Raw genomic sequence first — 17,273 nt, 5'->3', positions numbered from 1 at the left:
TAGACGATAGGAGGAAGTTTCTATGAGACCTGTCTTTCCGCTTATCCTTTCAGCCGTTCTCTTTCTTTCATGCTTTTTCGGGGCCAGACAGACAGAAGCCTCTGCATCCAAACGTGCAATCGATGCCAATCAGATTGTCAATCGTATGTCGTTAGATGAAAAACTCGGCCAGATGCTGATGCCTGATTTTAGAAATTGGCAAAAGGAAGGCGAGTCCTCTCCGCAAGCCCTTACAGAAATGAATGGTGAAGTCGCCAGCCTCGTCAAGAAATATCAATTCGGAGGCATCATCCTTTTTGCAGAAAATGTAAAAACAACAAAACAAACTGTCCAGCTGACAGACGATTACCAAAAGGCAAGTCCAAAAATCCCGCTCATGCTGAGTATTGATCAGGAAGGCGGCATTGTAACGAGGTTAGGGGAGGGCACTAATTTCCCAGGGAATATGGCGCTGGGCGCAGCCAGAAGCAGAATCAATGCGTATCAGACCGGCAGCATCATCGGGAAAGAGCTCTCTGCCTTAGGCATCAATACAGATTTCAGCCCTGTCGTGGACATTAACAATAATCCCGATAATCCTGTAATCGGCGTAAGGTCATTCAGCTCCAATCGAGAACTGACATCACGTCTCGGTTTATACACGATGAAAGGGTTGCAGCGGCAGGATATCGCGTCTGCCCTCAAACATTTCCCGGGACATGGAGACACGGACGTTGACAGCCATTATGGACTGCCGCTCGTTTCCCATGGCCAAGAACGGCTTCGTGAGGTCGAGCTTTATCCTTTCCAAAAAGCAATTGATGCTGGTGCTGATATGGTGATGACAGCCCATGTTCAGTTTCCCGCCTTTGATGACACCACTTACAAAAGCAAACTCGATGGATCGGACATTCAGGTTCCAGCTACACTTTCAAAAAAAGTGATGACAGGTCTTCTTCGTCAGGAAATGGGCTTTAATGGGGTCATCGTTACCGATGCGCTCAATATGAAGGCAATTGCAGATCATTTCGGACAGGAAGAGGCTGTGGTCATGGCCGTAAAAGCTGGTGTCGATATTGCATTAATGCCTGCCTCAGTCACTTCAATGAAAGAAGAACAGAAATTCGCACGTGTTATTCAAGCTTTGAAAGAAGCCGTGAAAAACGGGGATATTCCTGAACAACAAATCAACAAATCAGTTGAAAGAATCATTTCCCTGAAAATAAAACGCGGCATGTATCCAGCGCGAAACAGCGACAGTACAAAAGAAAAAATAGCCAAAGCCCAAAAAATCGTAGGAAGCAAGCAGCACCTGAAAGCAGAGAAAAAAATAGCTGAAAAAGCAGTAACTGTATTAAAAAATGAACAGCACACTTTGCCGTTCAAGCCTAAAAAAGGCAGCCGAATCTTAATTGTGGCACCTTACGAAGAACAAACTGCTTCAATCGAACAAACCATTCACGATCTCATCAAGCGGAAGAAAATCAAACCCGTATCCCTCAGCAAAATGAACTTTGCCAACCAAGTATTTAAGGCCGAGCATGAAAAACAAGTAAAAGAGGCTGATTATATCATTACCGGCTCCTATGTCGTCAAAAATGACCCTGTCGTCAACGACGGTGTCATCGACGACACAATATCAGATTCAAGCAAATGGGCCACCGTGTTTCCGAGAGCTGTCATGAAAGCCGCACTGCAGCACAACAAACCATTTGTCTTAATGAGCCTGCGCAACCCCTATGACGCAGCCAATTTCGAAGAAGCAAAGGCACTGATTGCAGTCTATGGCTTTAAAGGATACGCAAATGGCCGTTATCTTCAACCTAATATTCCGGCCGGAGTGATGGCGATATTCGGTCAGGCAAAACCTAAAGGCACACTTCCAGTTGACATTCCGTCAGTCACGAAACCAGGGAACACCCTTTACCCATTTGGCTACGGATTAAATATCAAAACGGGAAGACCGCTTTAATAAGGAGGGACACATGAGAAAAACAATATTCGCTTTTCTGACAGGGCTCATGATATTCGGAACGATAACCGCTGCCTCTGCTTCACCCGATTCAAAGAATCAAACGGCTAAAAAACCTAAAGTCCAGACTGGGATAGACACGCTCTTGCCAGACTATAAAAAACAGCTCAAGGGAAAACGCATCGGACTGATCACCAATCCAACCGGAGTAAACGCATCTCTGAAAAGCAGTGTCGATATTCTTTACGAGAACCCAGATATCAAACTGACAGCTTTATTCGGCCCTGAACACGGCGTCCGCGGTGACGCCCAGGCTGGAGACGAAGTAGGCTCTTACATTGACGAAAAAACCGGGGTTCCCGTATACAGCCTCTACGGAAAAACGAAAAAACCGACTCCAGAAATGCTGAAAAATGTCGATATTCTAATGTTTGACATTCAGGATGTCGGGACCCGTTTCTACACGTACATTTATACAATGGCATACGCAATGGAAGCCGCTAAAGAAAACGGCATTCCATTTATGGTGCTGGACCGTCCGAATCCTCAAGGCGGGAATCATATTGAAGGACCAATCTTAGAACCTGAATACGCCTCATTTGTCGGATTGTATCCCATTCCATTGAAGCATGGGATGACGATAGGCGAATTGGCTTTACTGTTCAACAAAGAATTTAGTATTGATGCCGATCTTACAGTGGTAAAAATGAAACACTGGAAGCGAAAAATGGATTTTGACGATACCCGATTGCCTTTCGTCCTCCCTTCGCCTAACATGCCGGCGGTGGAAAGCACATTTGTTTATCCTGCAACCGGGCTGATTGAAGGAACAAATATATCCGAAGGGCGAGGGACAACAAAGCCATTCGAATTGATCGGAGCTCCCTTTATCAAAAGCACAGAACTTGAAGAAACATTAAACAGCCTCCATTTGCCGGGCGTTACATTTAGGGCAGCATCCTTCACACCGACGTTTTCTAAACATCAAGGAACGCTTTGCCACGGTGTGCAGCTCTATGTGACAGACAGAGATAAGTTTGAAGCCGTTAAAACGGGTCTTTCAGTCATTAAAACCATACACGATCTCTATCCTGAGGATTTTGAGTTCCTGTCAACAGGTTCATTCGATAAACTGGCAGGCAACGGCTGGATCAGGACAAAAATTAAAAATGGAACTTCGATTGAGAACATCATAAACAGCTATGAAAAAACACTCCAACAATTCAGCAAAACAAGAAAAAAATATCTCATTTATTAGAACGTAAGCATCGTATGTTACACGTGTAACATATTCTTACCGAACGAAAGACCCTTACTTTTACACATAAGTAAGGGTTTTTTTCATACTAAAAAACCACCCGCTTTATATAGGAAAACTTTCATTTATTTGGTACAATTTTTATTGAAAATGATTATCAATTGAATGCTTCTGAAAAGGTGGTCTACTCGTGCAAAAAGCAGTGATTTATCAACCGATACAAATTAAATATCTAAAAAAGACAAGTGATCTCTTCTCAGAACAGCAATTAGCCGATTCATTCGTGCTGATTTTTCATTTAAAAGGAAATGGCTATATTTCGATCGGAACAAACACCAATCCTCTGCAAAAAAAGACACTTTATGTTTGTCCGCCTAACGAGACCTTTGGCTTTACGCCGGCAGCCGATGGACATATAGATGCCTGTATGATCAGGCTTCAAAGCTATATCAAGGAAACCGGGCAAGATATTTTCACACCGTGCACAGAATCGGAATTAGCCAAACTGAAGCTTATGAATGTTTCACATATCGAAAATCTTGCCGTCCGGCTTCAAGAGCTTGCCGCACTATGGAATGAATCGTCTCAGCTTTCTCAGCTAAAATGTGTGATTGAAGTACAAAGCCTGATTTATGACCTCTTTACTGCAAGTTTATCTGATCAAACGGATACACATTCAGCAATCGAAAAAACAAAACACTATATCGAAACCCATGCCGATACAAAAATTACGCTTGCCCAGCTGTCGCAAATGGCAGGAATCAGTGCCAAACACTACAGCGAAAGCTTTAAAAAATGGACAGGACAGAGCGTAACAGAATTTATTACGAAAACACGAATCACAAAGGCAAAACGGCTCATGGCAAAATCAAACTGCAAATTGAAAGAAATCGCACACCAAACCGGTTATCAAGATGAATTTTATTTCAGCAGAATCTTTAAAAAACATACAGGCTGTTCACCTACAAGCTATATGAAAAAACGCCGAAAGAAAATCGCCGCATACGGAAGGGGCACAATGGGCCATCTCATCCCTCTTCACCATATACCTTTTGCGGCCGCTCTGCATCCGAAATGGACGTCTTACTACTATCAGCATTATTCGACAGATATACCCGTCCAGCTCAGTGCATACCGATTTAATGAAAAGTGGGAAGAAAACCTGTACACGTTATCACAGGCAGAACCAGATGTGATTGTCAGCATGGATTCTATTTCTCCAGAAGAACAAGATCGCCTGAATCGCATCGCAGAAGTCATGTACCTTCCTTCAGAAGAAAGCTGGAGAACCCACTTTCTGCAAACTGCCTCATTTTTAAAGGAGGAATCCGAAGCAGAGAAGTGGCTAGCGGATTATGACCAGCAGACAACAGCCGCCAAAAAAACACTTCAGCACGTTCAAGGGCTGCGTTTTCTCTTTTTGAGGCTGCATAAGCAAAACTTCTATCTGGCACATAACCGAAGTGTCCGCGAAGTTTTCTTTGGAGATTTAGGATTCAGCTCGGCAACAACGGCTGACACACCTTCAGAACAAGCGATTTCGTTAGAAAATATCGCAAATTACCAAGCTGACTGTATGATGCTTTTTCTTTTTAAAGAGCCGGAGACCATAGCTTACTACCAGCAATTACAGCAGACAGAAGCATGGCAAAACCTAAGCGCGGTACGGAATAACCGTGTTTATCTTCTATCCCTTGATCCGTGGAATGAATACTCAGCTTGCGGGCACGAACGCATCGTTCAGCAAACTGTTTCTTTATTATCCGGAGATTGTCCATGATAAATCAGGAATTAGTCCATGGTGTTATATCTGTTCATTCTCTATAATTCCAATTGATAATAGTTATCAATTGAACAGGAGGCTCTATAGATGAAAAAGATATCTCTTACCTTATTAATCTTGCTTCTCGCGCTGACGGCGGCAGCTTGCGGCAGCAAAAATGAATCAACTGCCAGCAAGGCAAGCGGCACAGCATCTGAGAAGAAGAAAATTGAATACCTTGATAAAACATATGAAGTAACTGTACCGACAGACAAAATCGCCATTACGGGAAGCGTTGAATCAATGGAAGACGCGAAATTGCTTGACGTTCATCCGCAAGGCGCAATTTCATTCTCCGGCAAATTCCCTGATATGTTCAAAGACATCACTGATAAAGCCAAACCAACCGGAGAAAAAATGGAGCCAAATATTGAAAAGATTCTTGAAATGAAGCCAGATGTTATCCTTGCTTCAACAAAGTTTCCGGAAAAAACGCTGCAAAAAATCAGCACAGCAGGCACAACGATCCCAGTTTCTCATATCTCTTCAAACTGGAAGGAAAACATGATGCTGCTTGCCCAGCTGACTGGAAAAGAGAAAAAAGCAAAGAAAATTATTGCAGACTATGAACAGGATCTAAAAGAAACAAAAACAAAAATCAACGATAAAGCGAAAGATTCAAAAGCGCTTGTCATCAGAATCAGACAAGGCAACATTTACATTTACCCTGAACAGGTGTATTTCAACTCCACACTATACGGTGATTTAGGCCTTAAGGCGCCGAACGAAGTAAAAGCTGCAAAAGCGCAAGAGCTGATTTCATTAGAAAAATTAAGTGAAATGAACCCGGACCATATTTTCGTCCAATTTTCTGATGATGAAAATGCAGACAAACCTGATGCCTTAAAAGATTTAGAGAAAAATCCAATCTGGAAAAGCCTTAAAGCAGTCAAAGAAGACCATGTGTATGTCAACTCAGTGGACCCTCTCGCACAAGGCGGCACAGCTTGGAGCAAAGTCCGTTTCCTGAAAGCGGCTGCTGAAAAATTGACACAAAACTAATTCAGAGTAGGTTTTTGTATGTATTCAAAACAGTGGACACGTATCATATTGATTACTTCTCCATTTGCTATAACGCTGTCGCTTTTGCTTTCAATCCTTTATGGGGCAAAGCATCTTAGCACAGATATTGTTTTTACATCTCTTATTCATTTCGATCCGGGAAACACAGACCATCAAATTATATGGCACTCCCGGATTCCAAGGGCTGCCGGCGCTCTGCTCATAGGGGCAGCCCTTGCTGTTTCTGGAGCGCTTATGCAGGGCATTACGCGCAATTATTTAGCTTCGCCATCCATTATGGGTGTTTCAGATGGTTCAGCGTTTATCATTACGCTTTGCATGGTTCTGCTCCCGCAATCATCTTCAATTGAAATGATGATATACTCTTTTATCGGCTCAGCGTTAGGAGCTGTGTTAGTATTCGGCCTTGCCGCCATGATGCCAAACGGATTTACCCCCGTGCAGCTCGCCATCATCGGCACAGTCACAAGCATGCTGCTCAGCAGCTTATCAGCGGCCATGTCGATTTATTTTCAAATTTCTCAGGATCTCAGTTTCTGGTACAGTGCCAGACTTCATCAAATGAGTCCAGATTTCCTGAAGCTTGCCGCTCCGTTTTTCCTGATTGGCATTATAATGGCCATTTCTCTCAGCAAAAAGGTAACCGCTGTATCATTAGGGGACGACATTTCTAAAAGCCTGGGGCAAAAGAAAAAAACCATTAAAATCATGGCGATGCTTTCCGTCATCATTCTAACCGGCAGTGCCGTAGCGCTGGCCGGAAAAATTGCGTTTGTCGGGTTGGTTGTTCCGCATATCACGAGATTTCTCGTCGGCTCTGATTACAGCAGGCTGATTCCGTGCTCCTGTATTTTGGGCGGAATCTTTTTAACCCTGTGTGATCTCGCAAGCAGATTTATCAACTATCCGTTTGAAACACCGATTGAGGTCGTAACATCCATTATCGGCGTACCTTTCTTCCTTTATTTAATTAAACGAAAAGGAGGGGAGCAAAATGGCTAAAAAATATGCATTGTTCATCGCTTTGATTCTGGTTGTCAGTTATTTCAGCTTAACGAGCGGATCATTTTCTGTTCGTCCTGCTGAGCTGCTCTCCACTCTTTTTCAAATCGACCCGAATCCGCAGTATGAAATTTTGTTGTTCGATTTAAGACTGCCGCGGGTTGTCATGGCTGCTATTATTGGACTCGGTCTTGGCATTGCAGGCGCTGTTATCCAGGCCATCACGAGAAACGGGCTTGCTGACCCTGGAATTCTCGGAATCAACGCAGGGGCAGGAGCCGGCATTGTAGCGTTTATGCTCTTATTCCAAGGCCAGAAGGAAGTGACATCCATAGCTGCAGCGATGGGAATGCCGCTCTTTGGATTGATAGGCGGGCTCATCGCGGCGATCCTGATTTACATATTTGCATGGCACAGAGGCAATTTAGATTCAGGAAGAATTATTCTGGTAGGGATTGCGATCAATTCAGGATTCAGCGCCCTGTCTTTGTTTTTATCTTTAAAAATGGACCCGCAAGACTATCAAATGGCCATGGTGTGGAAAAACGGAAGCATCTGGTCTGCCAACTGGACGTATATCACAGCCGTTCTCCCATGGATGCTGCTGTTTATACCGATTCTTATCGGCAAATCCCGCCTGCTCGACACCATTCGTTTTGATGAAGACACAGTCAGAAGCCTCGGCATTTCATCAAATAAAGAAAAAACCATCCTGCTCGTAGCCTGTGTAGCAATCATCAGCGCCTGTGTCTCCGTAGCGGGAAGCATGGCGTTTGTCGGCTTAATTGCTCCCCATATCTCACGGAGACTGGCTGGCGTCGAACATCGCTATATCCTGCCACTGAGCGGTTTAATCGGGATGCTTCTTGTGATAAGCGCAGACTTTGCCGGAAAACTGTTTTTTCAGCCCGCAGAAGTGCCCGCAGGCATCATTTTGGCGATCCTCGGAGTTCCTTATTTCTTATATCTGCTTTTCAAGCAAAAAAAGGGGGAGAATGCTTGAAAGGATCTCTTTCAGAACACAAAGCCGGCAACAGGAGGTTCACGCTGTACCTCCCTCCTTCCTACAGCACAGACAGCGGGGGATTTCCTGCTGTTTACGTGCAGGATGGCAGTTCTTTGTTCCAAAACCAAATCGAATTATTAGAAAACGCATTTCAACAGCGAAGGCTGCCTAAACTCGTGCTGATCGGTATCGAACCCGAAAACCGGCTAAATGAATACACACCTTGGCCGGCTGCATCACTCAGTGATCGGTTCACGGACTTCGGCGGAATGGGATATCACTATCTGTCTGATATAACGAACCAGTTCATTCCGCTAATCGAAGAAAACTGGAACGTCACCAGGGAACCGCAGTCAAGAGGAATGATCGGTGCCTCATTAGGCGGCCTCATCTCAATGTTCGCCATATTAAAATATCCGTCAATGTTCGGGAAAATAGGCTCTATATCAGGTTCATACTGGTACGAGAACGCAGCGGAAACCATTCATATAACTTCTTTAAAGCCCGGCACTGTACGTGTTTTCATGTCTGTCGGGAGTGAAGAAGGCCGTGAAAAACAATCCATTCAGCGACATATGCTTAAAAAAACAAAGCAAGTTCATCAAAGTCTAAAAGAAAAAGGCTTCACTGAAGACCAGTTGTATCTTTCAATTGAAAAAGGAGCGGTGCACCACCGCAAGTATTTCTGCAAACAGTTCATCAACGCGCTCGAATGGCTATACGGAAAAAACCGCTCAACCCTATGAGCGGTTTTTTATACTTTCTGCAACATTGGTTTTAATTCAAAACGATTCAGCATATAGCCAAACAAAGCAGCCAATATCTGCTGAAACAGCATGCCAATCACAACAGGAACGGCAACCTGAGACGGGAAGAACGTAACGGCAAGAACTGCGCCGGCACTAATATTCCTCATGCCTCCCGTAAATATAAGAGAGACTATTTCCTCTTGCCGCCTTTTCATCATTTTTCCGATCAGCCAAGCAGCGGCATAACCTGTTAACGCGATAAAGAATACCGTTACAGCTATTCCTGCAAATCTCAAATCAATGGATTTGAAATAAGGAGCAATCGCTGAACTGTTAATCGCAATCACTGCCATCAAGCAAAGCTTTGAAAAAGGCGACAGCGCACTGCTTAAAGACGCAGTTCTTTCTGGAGATGACATCTGATTAAACAGCATGCCCAGAAAAGAAGGAATCACGACCATTACAATCAGACCTTTCATCATTCCCCACACATCCATATGAACCTGAGCGCCGGCCAGCAATGAAAGACTCAGCGGTACGATTAGCGGTGACAGCACAGTATCAATTAAAATAATCGAAAGTGTCAAACCGACATTCCCTTTGTACATCGCTGCCCAAATCAAGCTTGTAATCCCCGTAGGAATCACAACAGCCAATGTTAAACCGGTAATCGTCAAAGGATCACCTTTAAATATAAGATGGCCGCTGCCCCAAGCAAAAAGCGGCATGAAAATATGAAGAACGAATAGTGCAAGAATCATAGGGAGAGGGTGAGACAATGCATGTCTCAAAGATTGAAAGTTAGCGCTTAAACTGCCTGCAAACGTAATAAAAGCAAAGATCCAAGGCACAGCCCATTCATACCCATTTAAAAACTGAGACAGCAGCACGCCCAGCACCACACTAGTCGGCGTCAACAGCGGCATCACTCTCCCCAATACACGGTTCAGCTTCTGAAGCATCATATGCAAGTCCCCTATTTAAAATTTCTCTTCTCTCTATTATATCAATGCTGCTTAAGTGTATGTTATATAAAAAAGCCCAGATCTCATTCATCTGGGCTTCTCTATTTTATGCCATCTGTTTCATTAGAGATTTACTCGCTTTATTCAAACCTTTTAACTCAGCTTCAATGCCTTGTTCCTTAAACTTCGCAACAATCTTATCAAGTGCGGCCGCACCAGAATCGTCCCATACGTGAGCTTCAGTTAAGTCAATCACAACCCGCTCAATATCCTCTTGATATATAAACGCATTCGTAAGATCAGTCACTGACGCAAAAAAGATTTGCCCCTTCACTTGATACGTTCTAAGCTTTTGATCCTCTGCATGAGAAACGATTTTCAGCTTCGAGATTTTTGCTACAAAGAACACGGCACTTAAAAGAACACCGACAAATACACCCTTAGATAAGTCATCCGTCACAACAACCGTAACCACAGTCACAACCATGACAATCGAGTCCGTGAGCGGCGCTTTTTTGAGACCTTTTAAGGAAGACCAATCAAAAGTGCCGACAGACACCATAACCATTACAGCTACTAACGCCGCCATTGGGATTTTCACCACGACATGACTTAACACCGCAATTAAAAACATCAGAAAAGCACCGGCAACAAATGCTGACAAACGTCCGCGACCGCCCGCTTTTGTATTAATGACAGATTGTCCGATCATAGCGCAGCCTGCCATTCCGCCAAAGAATCCAGTCACGATATTCGCAATTCCCTGTCCGCGGCTCTCTTTATTTTTATCACTGTCCGTATCCGTCATTTCATCAATAATCTGCGCTGTCAGCAAAGATTCAAGCAACCCGACAAACGCTAAAGCAATTGAATAAGGAAAAATAATTTGCAGTGTTTCAAAGGTAAACGGAACATCAGGGATTAAGAAATGAGGCAATGAACTAGAAATATTGCCCATATCACCAACCGTCCGCACATCCACATGGAAAGTGACCGCAATAATTGTCATCACCATAATAGCAACAAGCGGAGACGGAACAGCAGTCGTAAATCTCGGCAGCACATAAATAATAACCAACGACCCGGCAAGCATCGCATACATGCTCCAAGAAGCACCTTCAAACTGGGGAAGCTGCGCAGAGAAGATAAGGATCGCCAGCGCATTCACAAACCCGATCATCACAGAACGCGGGATGAATTTCATTAATCTTGCAATTTTACTGATACCTAAAATCACCTGAATAATACCTGTCAAAATCGTAGCCGCAAATAAATACTGAAGCCCATGATCAGCAACCAGCGACACCATAACGACTGCCATTGAGCCTGTCGCAGCTGAAATCATGCCAGGTCTGCCGCCAAAAATAGAAATAATAATGGCTATACAAAATGACGCATAAAGACCGACCATTGGATCCACACCGGCTATAATAGAAAAGCCAATCGCTTCAGGTATTAACGCTAACGCAACTAAAATGCCAGCAAGAATGTCTTTTCGGATATTCCCGAACCATTGCTGTTTTAATGTAAAACTATTATTCAAATATAACGACTCCTTTTTAGTAAAAAATTAATCCGCACCATATCTATTGTATTGGGAGCTTTTTTTATTTTACGGGAGAAAATGAAAAGAAAAACGACCGGGGAAAACGGGGAAACGTTGAGTATATTGTATTGAGGCAAGGAGTTGTCATACAAAGAGTATCATAATAAATTTTTATCAATTACGCAAGATGATTGCTGAAGAAAAAAATGGCTCAAATATAGTCTGAGACATTTTATCATATCCGGATGAAACCAAGAATCGTTTTAATGACAGTAATATCTTTTCTCCCATTTGGCAACCCGAGCCGGTTTCCGAACAAACGACAGGCATGCTGCTCGCCGCCAATCCATTGGCAGCGAGCAGCATGCCAATCGCAGTCGGATGGAGTCTGGATGAGTCTCCCGTACAACCTGCATTTTGATTATTTATGACTCTCATGTTGATCATGCTGGTGATTGTATTGGGATTCAAAAATATTAGTAAAATGGATACTAACGAAAGCAAATCGGCACAGATATAAAATAAAAAACCCAGCTCAATGAGCTGGGTTTAAGCTTGCTTGGCGGCGTCCTACTCTCACAGGGGGAAACCCCCGACTACCATCGGCGCTGAAGAGCTTAACTTCCGTGTTCGGTATGGGAACGGGTGTGACCTCTTCGCTATCGCCACCAAACAAATTGAGAGTGTTCTCTCAAAACTAGATAACAGGTGTGACATCATTCAAAAATATGGTTAAGTCCTCGATCGATTAGTATCTGTCAGCTCCATGTGTCGCCACACTTCCACCTCAGACCTATCAACCTGATCATCTTTCAGGGATCTTACTTCCTTGCGGAATGGGAAATCTCATCTTGAGGGGGGCTTCATGCTTAGATGCTTTCAGCACTTATCCCGTCCGCACATAGCTACCCAGCGATGCCCTTGGCAGAACAACTGGTACACCAGCGGTGCGTCCATCCCGGTCCTCTCGTACTAAGGACAGCTCCTCTCAAATTTCCTGCGCCCGCGACGGATAGGGACCGAACTGTCTCACGACGTTCTGAACCCAGCTCGCGTACCGCTTTAATGGGCGAACAGCCCAACCCTTGGGACCGACTACAGCCCCAGGATGCGATGAGCCGACATCGAGGTGCCAAACCTCCCCGTCGATGTGGACTCTTGGGGGAGATAAGCCTGTTATCCCCGGGGTAGCTTTTATCCGTTGAGCGATGGCCCTTCCATGCGGAACCACCGGATCACTAAGCCCGACTTTCGTCCCTGCTCGACTTGTAGGTCTCGCAGTCAAGCTCCCTTGTGCCTTTACACTCTGCGAATGATTTCCAACCATTCTGAGGGAACCTTTGGGCGCCTCCGTTACCTTTTAGGAGGCGACCGCCCCAGTCAAACTGCCCACCTGACACTGTCTCCCCGCCCGATAAGGGCGGCGGGTTAGAAGGTCAATACAGCCAGGGTAGTATCCCACCGATGCCTCCACCGAAGCTGGCGCTCCGGTTTCCAAGGCTCCTACCTATCCTGTACAAGCTGTACCAACATTCAATATCAGGCTGCAGTAAAGCTCCACGGGGTCTTTCCGTCCTGTCGCGGGTAACCTGCATCTTCACAGGTACTATAATTTCACCGAGTCTCTCGTTGAGACAGTGCCCAGATCGTTGCGCCTTTCGTGCGGGTCGGAACTTACCCGACAAGGAATTTCGCTACCTTAGGACCGTTATAGTTACGGCCGCCGTTTACTGGGGCTTCAATTCGCACCTTCGCTTACGCTAAGCGCTCCTCTTAACCTTCCAGCACCGGGCAGGCGTCAGCCCCTATACTTCGCCTTACGGCTTCGCAGAGACCTGTGTTTTTGCTAAACAGTCGCCTGGGCCTATTCACTGCGGCTCTCTCGGGCTTGCACCCTAACAGAGCACCCCTTCTCCCGAAGTTACGGGGTCATTTTGCCGAGTTCCTTAACGAGAGTTCTCTCGATCACCTTAGGATTCTCTCCTCGCCTACCTGTGTCGGTTTGCGGTACGGGCACCTCTCACCTCGCTAGAGGCTTTTCTTGGCAGTGTGGAATCAGGAACTTCGCTACTATATTTCGCTCGCCATCACAGCTCAGCCTTATGGGAAACGGATTTGCCTATTTCCCAGCCTAACTGCTTGGACGCGGATATCCAATACCGCGCTTACCCTATCCTCCTGCGTCCCCCCATTGCTCAAATGGTGAGGAGGTGGTACAGGAATATCAACCTGTTGTCCATCGCCTACGCCTTTCGGCCTCGGCTTAGGTCCCGACTAACCCTGAGCGGACGAGCCTTCCTCAGGAAACCTTAGGCATTCGGTGGAGGGGATTCTCACCCCTCTTTCGCTACTCATACCGGCATTCTCACTTCTAAGCGCTCCACCAGTCCTTCCGGTCTGGCTTCACAGCCCTTAGAACGCTCTCCTACCACTGTTCGAAGAACAGTCCGCAGCTTCGGTGATACGTTTAGCCCCGGTACATTTTCGGCGCAGAGTCACTCGACCAGTGAGCTATTACGCACTCTTTAAATGGTGGCTGCTTCTAAGCCAACATCCTGGTTGTCTAAGCAACTCCACATCCTTTTCCACTTAACGTATACTTTGGGACCTTAGCTGGCGGTCTGGGCTGTTTCCCTTTCGACTACGGATCTTATCACTCGCAGTCTGACTCCCAAGGATAAGTCATTGGCATTCGGAGTTTGACTGAATTCGGTAACCCGGTAGGGGCCCCTAGTCCAATCAGTGCTCTACCTCCAAGACTCTTACCTTGAGGCTAGCCCTAAAGCTATTTCGGAGAGAACCAGCTATCTCCAGGTTCGATTGGCATTTCACCCCTACCCACACCTCATCCCCGCACTTTTCAACGTGCGTGGGTTCGGGCCTCCATTCAGTGTTACCTGAACTTCACCCTGGACATGGGTAGATCACCTGGTTTCGGGTCTACGACCACGTACTCATGCGCCCTATTCAGACTCGCTTTCGCTGCGGCTCCGCATCTTCTGCTTAACCTTGCACGGGATCGTAACTCGCCGGTTCATTCTACAAAAGGCACGCCATCACCCGTTAACGGGCTCTGACTACTTGTAGGCACACGGTTTCAGGATCTCTTTCACTCCCCTTCCGGGGTGCTTTTCACCTTTCCCTCACGGTACTGGTTCACTATCGGTCACTAGGGAGTATTTAGCCTTGGGAGATGGTCCTCCCGGATTCCGACGGAATTTCACGTGTTCCGCCGTACTCAGGATCCACTCAGGAGAGAACGAAGTTTTGACTACAGGGCTGTTACCTCCTATGGCGGGCCTTTCCAGACCTCTTCATCTACCTCGTTCTTTTGTAACTCCGTACAGAGTGTCCTACAACCCCAAGAGGCAAGCCTCTTGGTTTGGGCTAATCCCGTTTCGCTCGCCGCTACTCAGGGAATCGCATTTGCTTTCTCTTCCTCCGGGTACTTAGATGTTTCAGTTCCCCGGGTCTGCCTTCTCATATCCTATGAATTCAGATATGGATACCACTCCATTACGAGTGGTGGGTTTCCCCATTCGGAAATCTCCGGATCAAAGCTTGCTTACAGCTCCCCGAAGCATATCGGTGTTCGTCCCGTCCTTCATCGGCTCCTAGTGCCAAGGCATCCACCGTGCGCCCTTTCTAACTTAACCGTTAAAAAGAATCACTATGTGATATCTTGTATTACTAATTGAATGTGATGTCTACTGTTATCTAGTTTTCAAAGAACACGTTTCGAAGGAATGATCCTTCAAAACTAAACAAGACAGGGAACGTTCTGTTTATAAGACCCAAGGTCTTATATTCCGTATAATATCCTTAGAAAGGAGGTGATCCAGCCGCACCTTCCGATACGGCTACCTTGTTACGACTTCACCCCAATCATCTGTCCCACCTTCGGCGGCTGGCTCCTAAAAGGTTACCTCACCGACTTCGGGTGTTACAAACTCTCGTGGTGTGACGGGCGGTGTGTACAAGGCCCGGGAACGTATTCACCGCGGCATGCTGATCCGCGATTACTAGCGATTCCAGCTTCACGCAGTCGAGTTGCAGACTGCGATCCGAACTGAGAACAGATTTGTGGGATTGGCTTAACCTCGCGGTTTCGCTGCCCTTTGTTCTGTCCATTGTAGCACGTGTGTAGCCCAGGTCATAAGGGGCATGATGATTTGACGTCATCCCCACCTTCCTCCGGTTTGTCACCGGCAGTCACCTTAGAGTGCCCAACTAAATGCTGGCAACTAAGATCAAGGGTTGCGCTCGTTGCGGGACTTAACCCAACATCTCACGACACGAGCTGACGACAACCATGCACCACCTGTCACTCTGCCCCCGAAGGGGACGTCCTATCTCTAGGATTGTCAGAGGATGTCAAGACCTGGTAAGGTTCTTCGCGTTGCTTCGAATTAAACCACATGCTCCACCGCTTGTGCGGGCCCCCGTCAATTCCTTTGAGTTTCAGTCTTGCGACCGTACTCCCCAGGCGGAGTGCTTAATGCGTTAGCTGCAGCACTAAGGGGCGGAAACCCCCTAACACTTAGCACTCATCGTTTACGGCGTGGACTACCAGGGTATCTAATCCTGTTCGCTCCCCACGCTTTCGCTCCTCAGCGTCAGTTACAGACCAGAGAGTCGCCTTCGCCACTGGTGTTCCTCCACATCTCTACGCATTTCACCGCTACACGTGGAATTCCACTCTCCTCTTCTGCACTCAAGTTCCCCAGTTTCCAATGACCCTCCCCGGTTGAGCCGGGGGCTTTCACATCAGACTTAAGAAACCGCCTGCGAGCCCTTTACGCCCAATAATTCCGGACAACGCTTGCCACCTACGTATTACCGCGGCTGCTGGCACGTAGTTAGCCGTGGCTTTCTGGTTAGGTACCGTCAAGGTACCGCCCTATTCGAACGGTACTTGTTCTTCCCTAACAACAGAGCTTTACGATCCGAAAACCTTCATCACTCACGCGGCGTTGCTCCGTCAGACTTTCGTCCATTGCGGAAGATTCCCTACTGCTGCCTCCCGTAGGAGTCTGGGCCGTGTCTCAGTCCCAGTGTGGCCGATCACCCTCTCAGGTCGGCTACGCATCGTTGCCTTGGTGAGCCGTTACCTCACCAACTAGCTAATGCGCCGCGGGTCCATCTGTAAGTGGTAGCCGAAGCCACCTTTTATGTTTGAACCATGCGGTTCAAACAACCATCCGGTATTAGCCCCGGTTTCCCGGAGTTATCCCAGTCTTACAGGCAGGTTACCCACGTGTTACTCACCCGTCCGCCGCTAACATCAGGGAGCAAGCTCCCATCTGTCCGCTCGACTTGCATGTATTAGGCACGCCGCCAGCGTTCGTCCTGAGCCAGGATCAAACTCTCCGATAATGTAGTTTAACTGACTACGCACATCGCTGTGCGATTTTTAAAAACTGAATTAACAGGTACGTTTTGTCTTGTTTAGTTTTCAAAGATCATTTTGTTTGTCCGCTTTGTTAAAGCAACTTTATTAGTATACAACGTCACTTCTTCAAAGTCAACAACTTTTTTTAAAAATTTTGGTGGAGCCTAGCGGGATCGAACCGCTGACCTCCTGCGTGCAAAGCAGGCGCTCTCCCAGCTGAGCTAAGGCCCCATAAAAAAATGGTCGGGAAGACAGGATTCGAACCTGCGACCCCATGGTCCCAAACCATGTGCTCTACCAAGCTGAGCTACTTCCCGATTTCCTATCTATTCTATTAAAAGATATGGCGCGCCCGAGAGGAGTCGAACCCCTAACCTTTTGATCCGTAGTCAAACGCTCTATCCAATTGAGCTACGGGCGCAATTCAATTTACAATATCCCGTTGGGATAAATGGAGCGGAAGACGGGATTCGAACCCGCGACCCCCACCTTGGCAAGGTGGTGTTCTACCACTGAACTACTTCCGCATATCGCAATAAAAAAAGCTTTCTCCTTATGA

General features: G+C 46.3%; 10 protein-coding genes, 4 tRNA genes and 3 rRNA genes. 7 read left to right on the top strand and 10 right to left on the bottom strand.

Annotated features, from left to right (window positions below):
• The first annotated feature begins 22 nt into the window (after window positions 1–22).
• The 7 genes from nagZ to QF06_RS19980 all read left to right on the top strand — a co-directional run bounded on the left by nagZ (window position 23) and on the right by QF06_RS19980 (window position 8,808).
• Complete coding sequence (gene nagZ / locus QF06_RS20010) at window positions 23–1,951, top strand: beta-N-acetylhexosaminidase (protein WP_043940262.1); 1,929 nt, start codon at window positions 23–25, stop codon at window positions 1,949–1,951.
• A gap of 13 nt (window positions 1,952–1,964) precedes the next feature.
• Window positions 1,965–3,209, top strand: coding sequence for an exo-beta-N-acetylmuramidase NamZ family protein (locus tag QF06_RS20005; protein ID WP_041850627.1), 1,245 nt, complete (start codon window positions 1,965–1,967; stop codon window positions 3,207–3,209).
• 190 nt (window positions 3,210–3,399) lie between these two features.
• On the top strand, window positions 3,400–4,989 hold the full coding sequence (gene btr / locus QF06_RS20000; RefSeq protein ID WP_041850626.1) for a bacillibactin transport transcriptional regulator Btr: 1,590 nt from the start codon (window positions 3,400–3,402) through the stop codon (window positions 4,987–4,989).
• A gap of 90 nt (window positions 4,990–5,079) precedes the next feature.
• The gene (feuA, locus tag QF06_RS19995) at window positions 5,080–6,033 is read left to right on the top strand and encodes an iron ABC transporter substrate-binding protein FeuA (protein ID WP_014478641.1); all 954 of its coding nucleotides are present in this window, start codon (window positions 5,080–5,082) and stop codon (window positions 6,031–6,033) included.
• Between the two features lie 18 nt (window positions 6,034–6,051).
• Window positions 6,052–7,056, top strand: coding sequence for a FecCD family ABC transporter permease (locus tag QF06_RS19990; protein WP_015715127.1), 1,005 nt, complete (start codon window positions 6,052–6,054; stop codon window positions 7,054–7,056).
• Window positions 7,049–8,059 carry an iron ABC transporter permease FeuC gene (feuC, locus tag QF06_RS19985; protein WP_003234980.1) on the top strand — a complete coding sequence of 337 codons (1,011 nt, stop codon included), beginning with the start codon at window positions 7,049–7,051 and terminating at the stop codon, window positions 8,057–8,059. Before QF06_RS19990 ends, feuC begins: the two co-directional genes overlap by 8 nt.
• Window positions 8,056–8,808, top strand: coding sequence for an alpha/beta hydrolase (locus tag QF06_RS19980; RefSeq protein WP_041850625.1), 753 nt, complete (start codon window positions 8,056–8,058; stop codon window positions 8,806–8,808). The genes feuC and QF06_RS19980 overlap by 4 nt, the downstream gene beginning before the upstream one ends.
• A gap of 8 nt (window positions 8,809–8,816) precedes the next feature.
• Here QF06_RS19980 and QF06_RS19975 read toward each other — a convergent pair whose 3' ends face one another.
• The 10 genes from QF06_RS19975 to QF06_RS19935 all read right to left on the bottom strand — a co-directional run bounded on the left by QF06_RS19975 (window position 8,817) and on the right by QF06_RS19935 (window position 17,241).
• Window positions 8,817–9,737, bottom strand: coding sequence for a bile acid:sodium symporter family protein (locus tag QF06_RS19975; RefSeq protein WP_080332228.1), 921 nt, complete (start codon window positions 9,735–9,737; stop codon window positions 8,817–8,819).
• Between the two features lie 145 nt (window positions 9,738–9,882).
• Window positions 9,883–11,319 (bottom strand): SulP family inorganic anion transporter, encoded by a 1,437-nt coding sequence (locus QF06_RS19970; protein ID WP_041850623.1) that lies wholly within the window; start codon window positions 11,317–11,319, stop codon window positions 9,883–9,885.
• A 177-nt stretch (window positions 11,320–11,496) separates the two neighbouring features.
• On the bottom strand, window positions 11,497–11,760 hold the full coding sequence (locus QF06_RS21970; protein WP_153940043.1) for a hypothetical protein: 264 nt from the start codon (window positions 11,758–11,760) through the stop codon (window positions 11,497–11,499).
• Between the two features lie 119 nt (window positions 11,761–11,879).
• Window positions 11,880–11,995 (bottom strand): 5S ribosomal RNA (gene rrf / locus QF06_RS19965).
• Between the two features lie 55 nt (window positions 11,996–12,050).
• Window positions 12,051–14,978 (bottom strand): 23S ribosomal RNA (locus tag QF06_RS19960).
• Window positions 14,979–15,148: 170 nt separating this feature from the next.
• Window positions 15,149–16,698 (bottom strand): 16S ribosomal RNA (locus QF06_RS19955).
• Together the 16S, 23S and 5S rRNA genes with 4 tRNA genes alongside form the textbook arrangement of a ribosomal RNA operon.
• A gap of 171 nt (window positions 16,699–16,869) precedes the next feature.
• Window positions 16,870–16,945, bottom strand: a tRNA-Ala gene (locus QF06_RS19950).
• A 9-nt stretch (window positions 16,946–16,954) separates the two neighbouring features.
• Window positions 16,955–17,031: transfer RNA gene (locus QF06_RS19945), tRNA-Pro, on the bottom strand.
• A 27-nt stretch (window positions 17,032–17,058) separates the two neighbouring features.
• Window positions 17,059–17,135, bottom strand: a tRNA-Arg gene (locus QF06_RS19940).
• Between the two features lie 31 nt (window positions 17,136–17,166).
• Window positions 17,167–17,241: transfer RNA gene (locus QF06_RS19935), tRNA-Gly, on the bottom strand.
• Window positions 17,242–17,273: the final 32 nt, after the last annotated feature.

This window comes from Bacillus sp. YP1, assembly GCF_000877815.1.
In the GTDB taxonomy this organism is placed as follows: domain Bacteria; phylum Bacillota; class Bacilli; order Bacillales; family Bacillaceae; genus Bacillus; species Bacillus subtilis.
Note: the sequence above shows the minus strand (reverse complement) of the source record. Positions and strands in the feature narration are given on the sequence as shown.

Bases quoted from the DNA above. Each gene is read 5' to 3' on its own strand.
- nagZ (WP_043940262.1), top strand. From the start codon at position 23: ATGAGACCTGTCTTTCCGCTTATCCTTTCAGCCGTTCTCTTTCTTTCA.
- feuC (WP_003234980.1), top strand. From the start codon at position 7,049: ATGGCTAAAAAATATGCATTGTTCATCGCTTTGATTCTGGTTGTCAGT.
- QF06_RS19990 (WP_015715127.1), top strand. From the start codon at position 6,052: ATGTATTCAAAACAGTGGACACGTATCATATTGATTACTTCTCCATTT.
- QF06_RS20005 (WP_041850627.1), top strand. From the start codon at position 1,965: ATGAGAAAAACAATATTCGCTTTTCTGACAGGGCTCATGATATTCGGA.
- QF06_RS19975 (WP_080332228.1), bottom strand. From the start codon at position 9,737: ATGCCGCTGTTGACGCCGACTAGTGTGGTGCTGGGCGTGCTGCTGTCT.
- QF06_RS21970 (WP_153940043.1), bottom strand. From the start codon at position 11,760: ATGAGAGTCATAAATAATCAAAATGCAGGTTGTACGGGAGACTCATCC.
- feuA (WP_014478641.1), top strand. From the start codon at position 5,080: ATGAAAAAGATATCTCTTACCTTATTAATCTTGCTTCTCGCGCTGACG.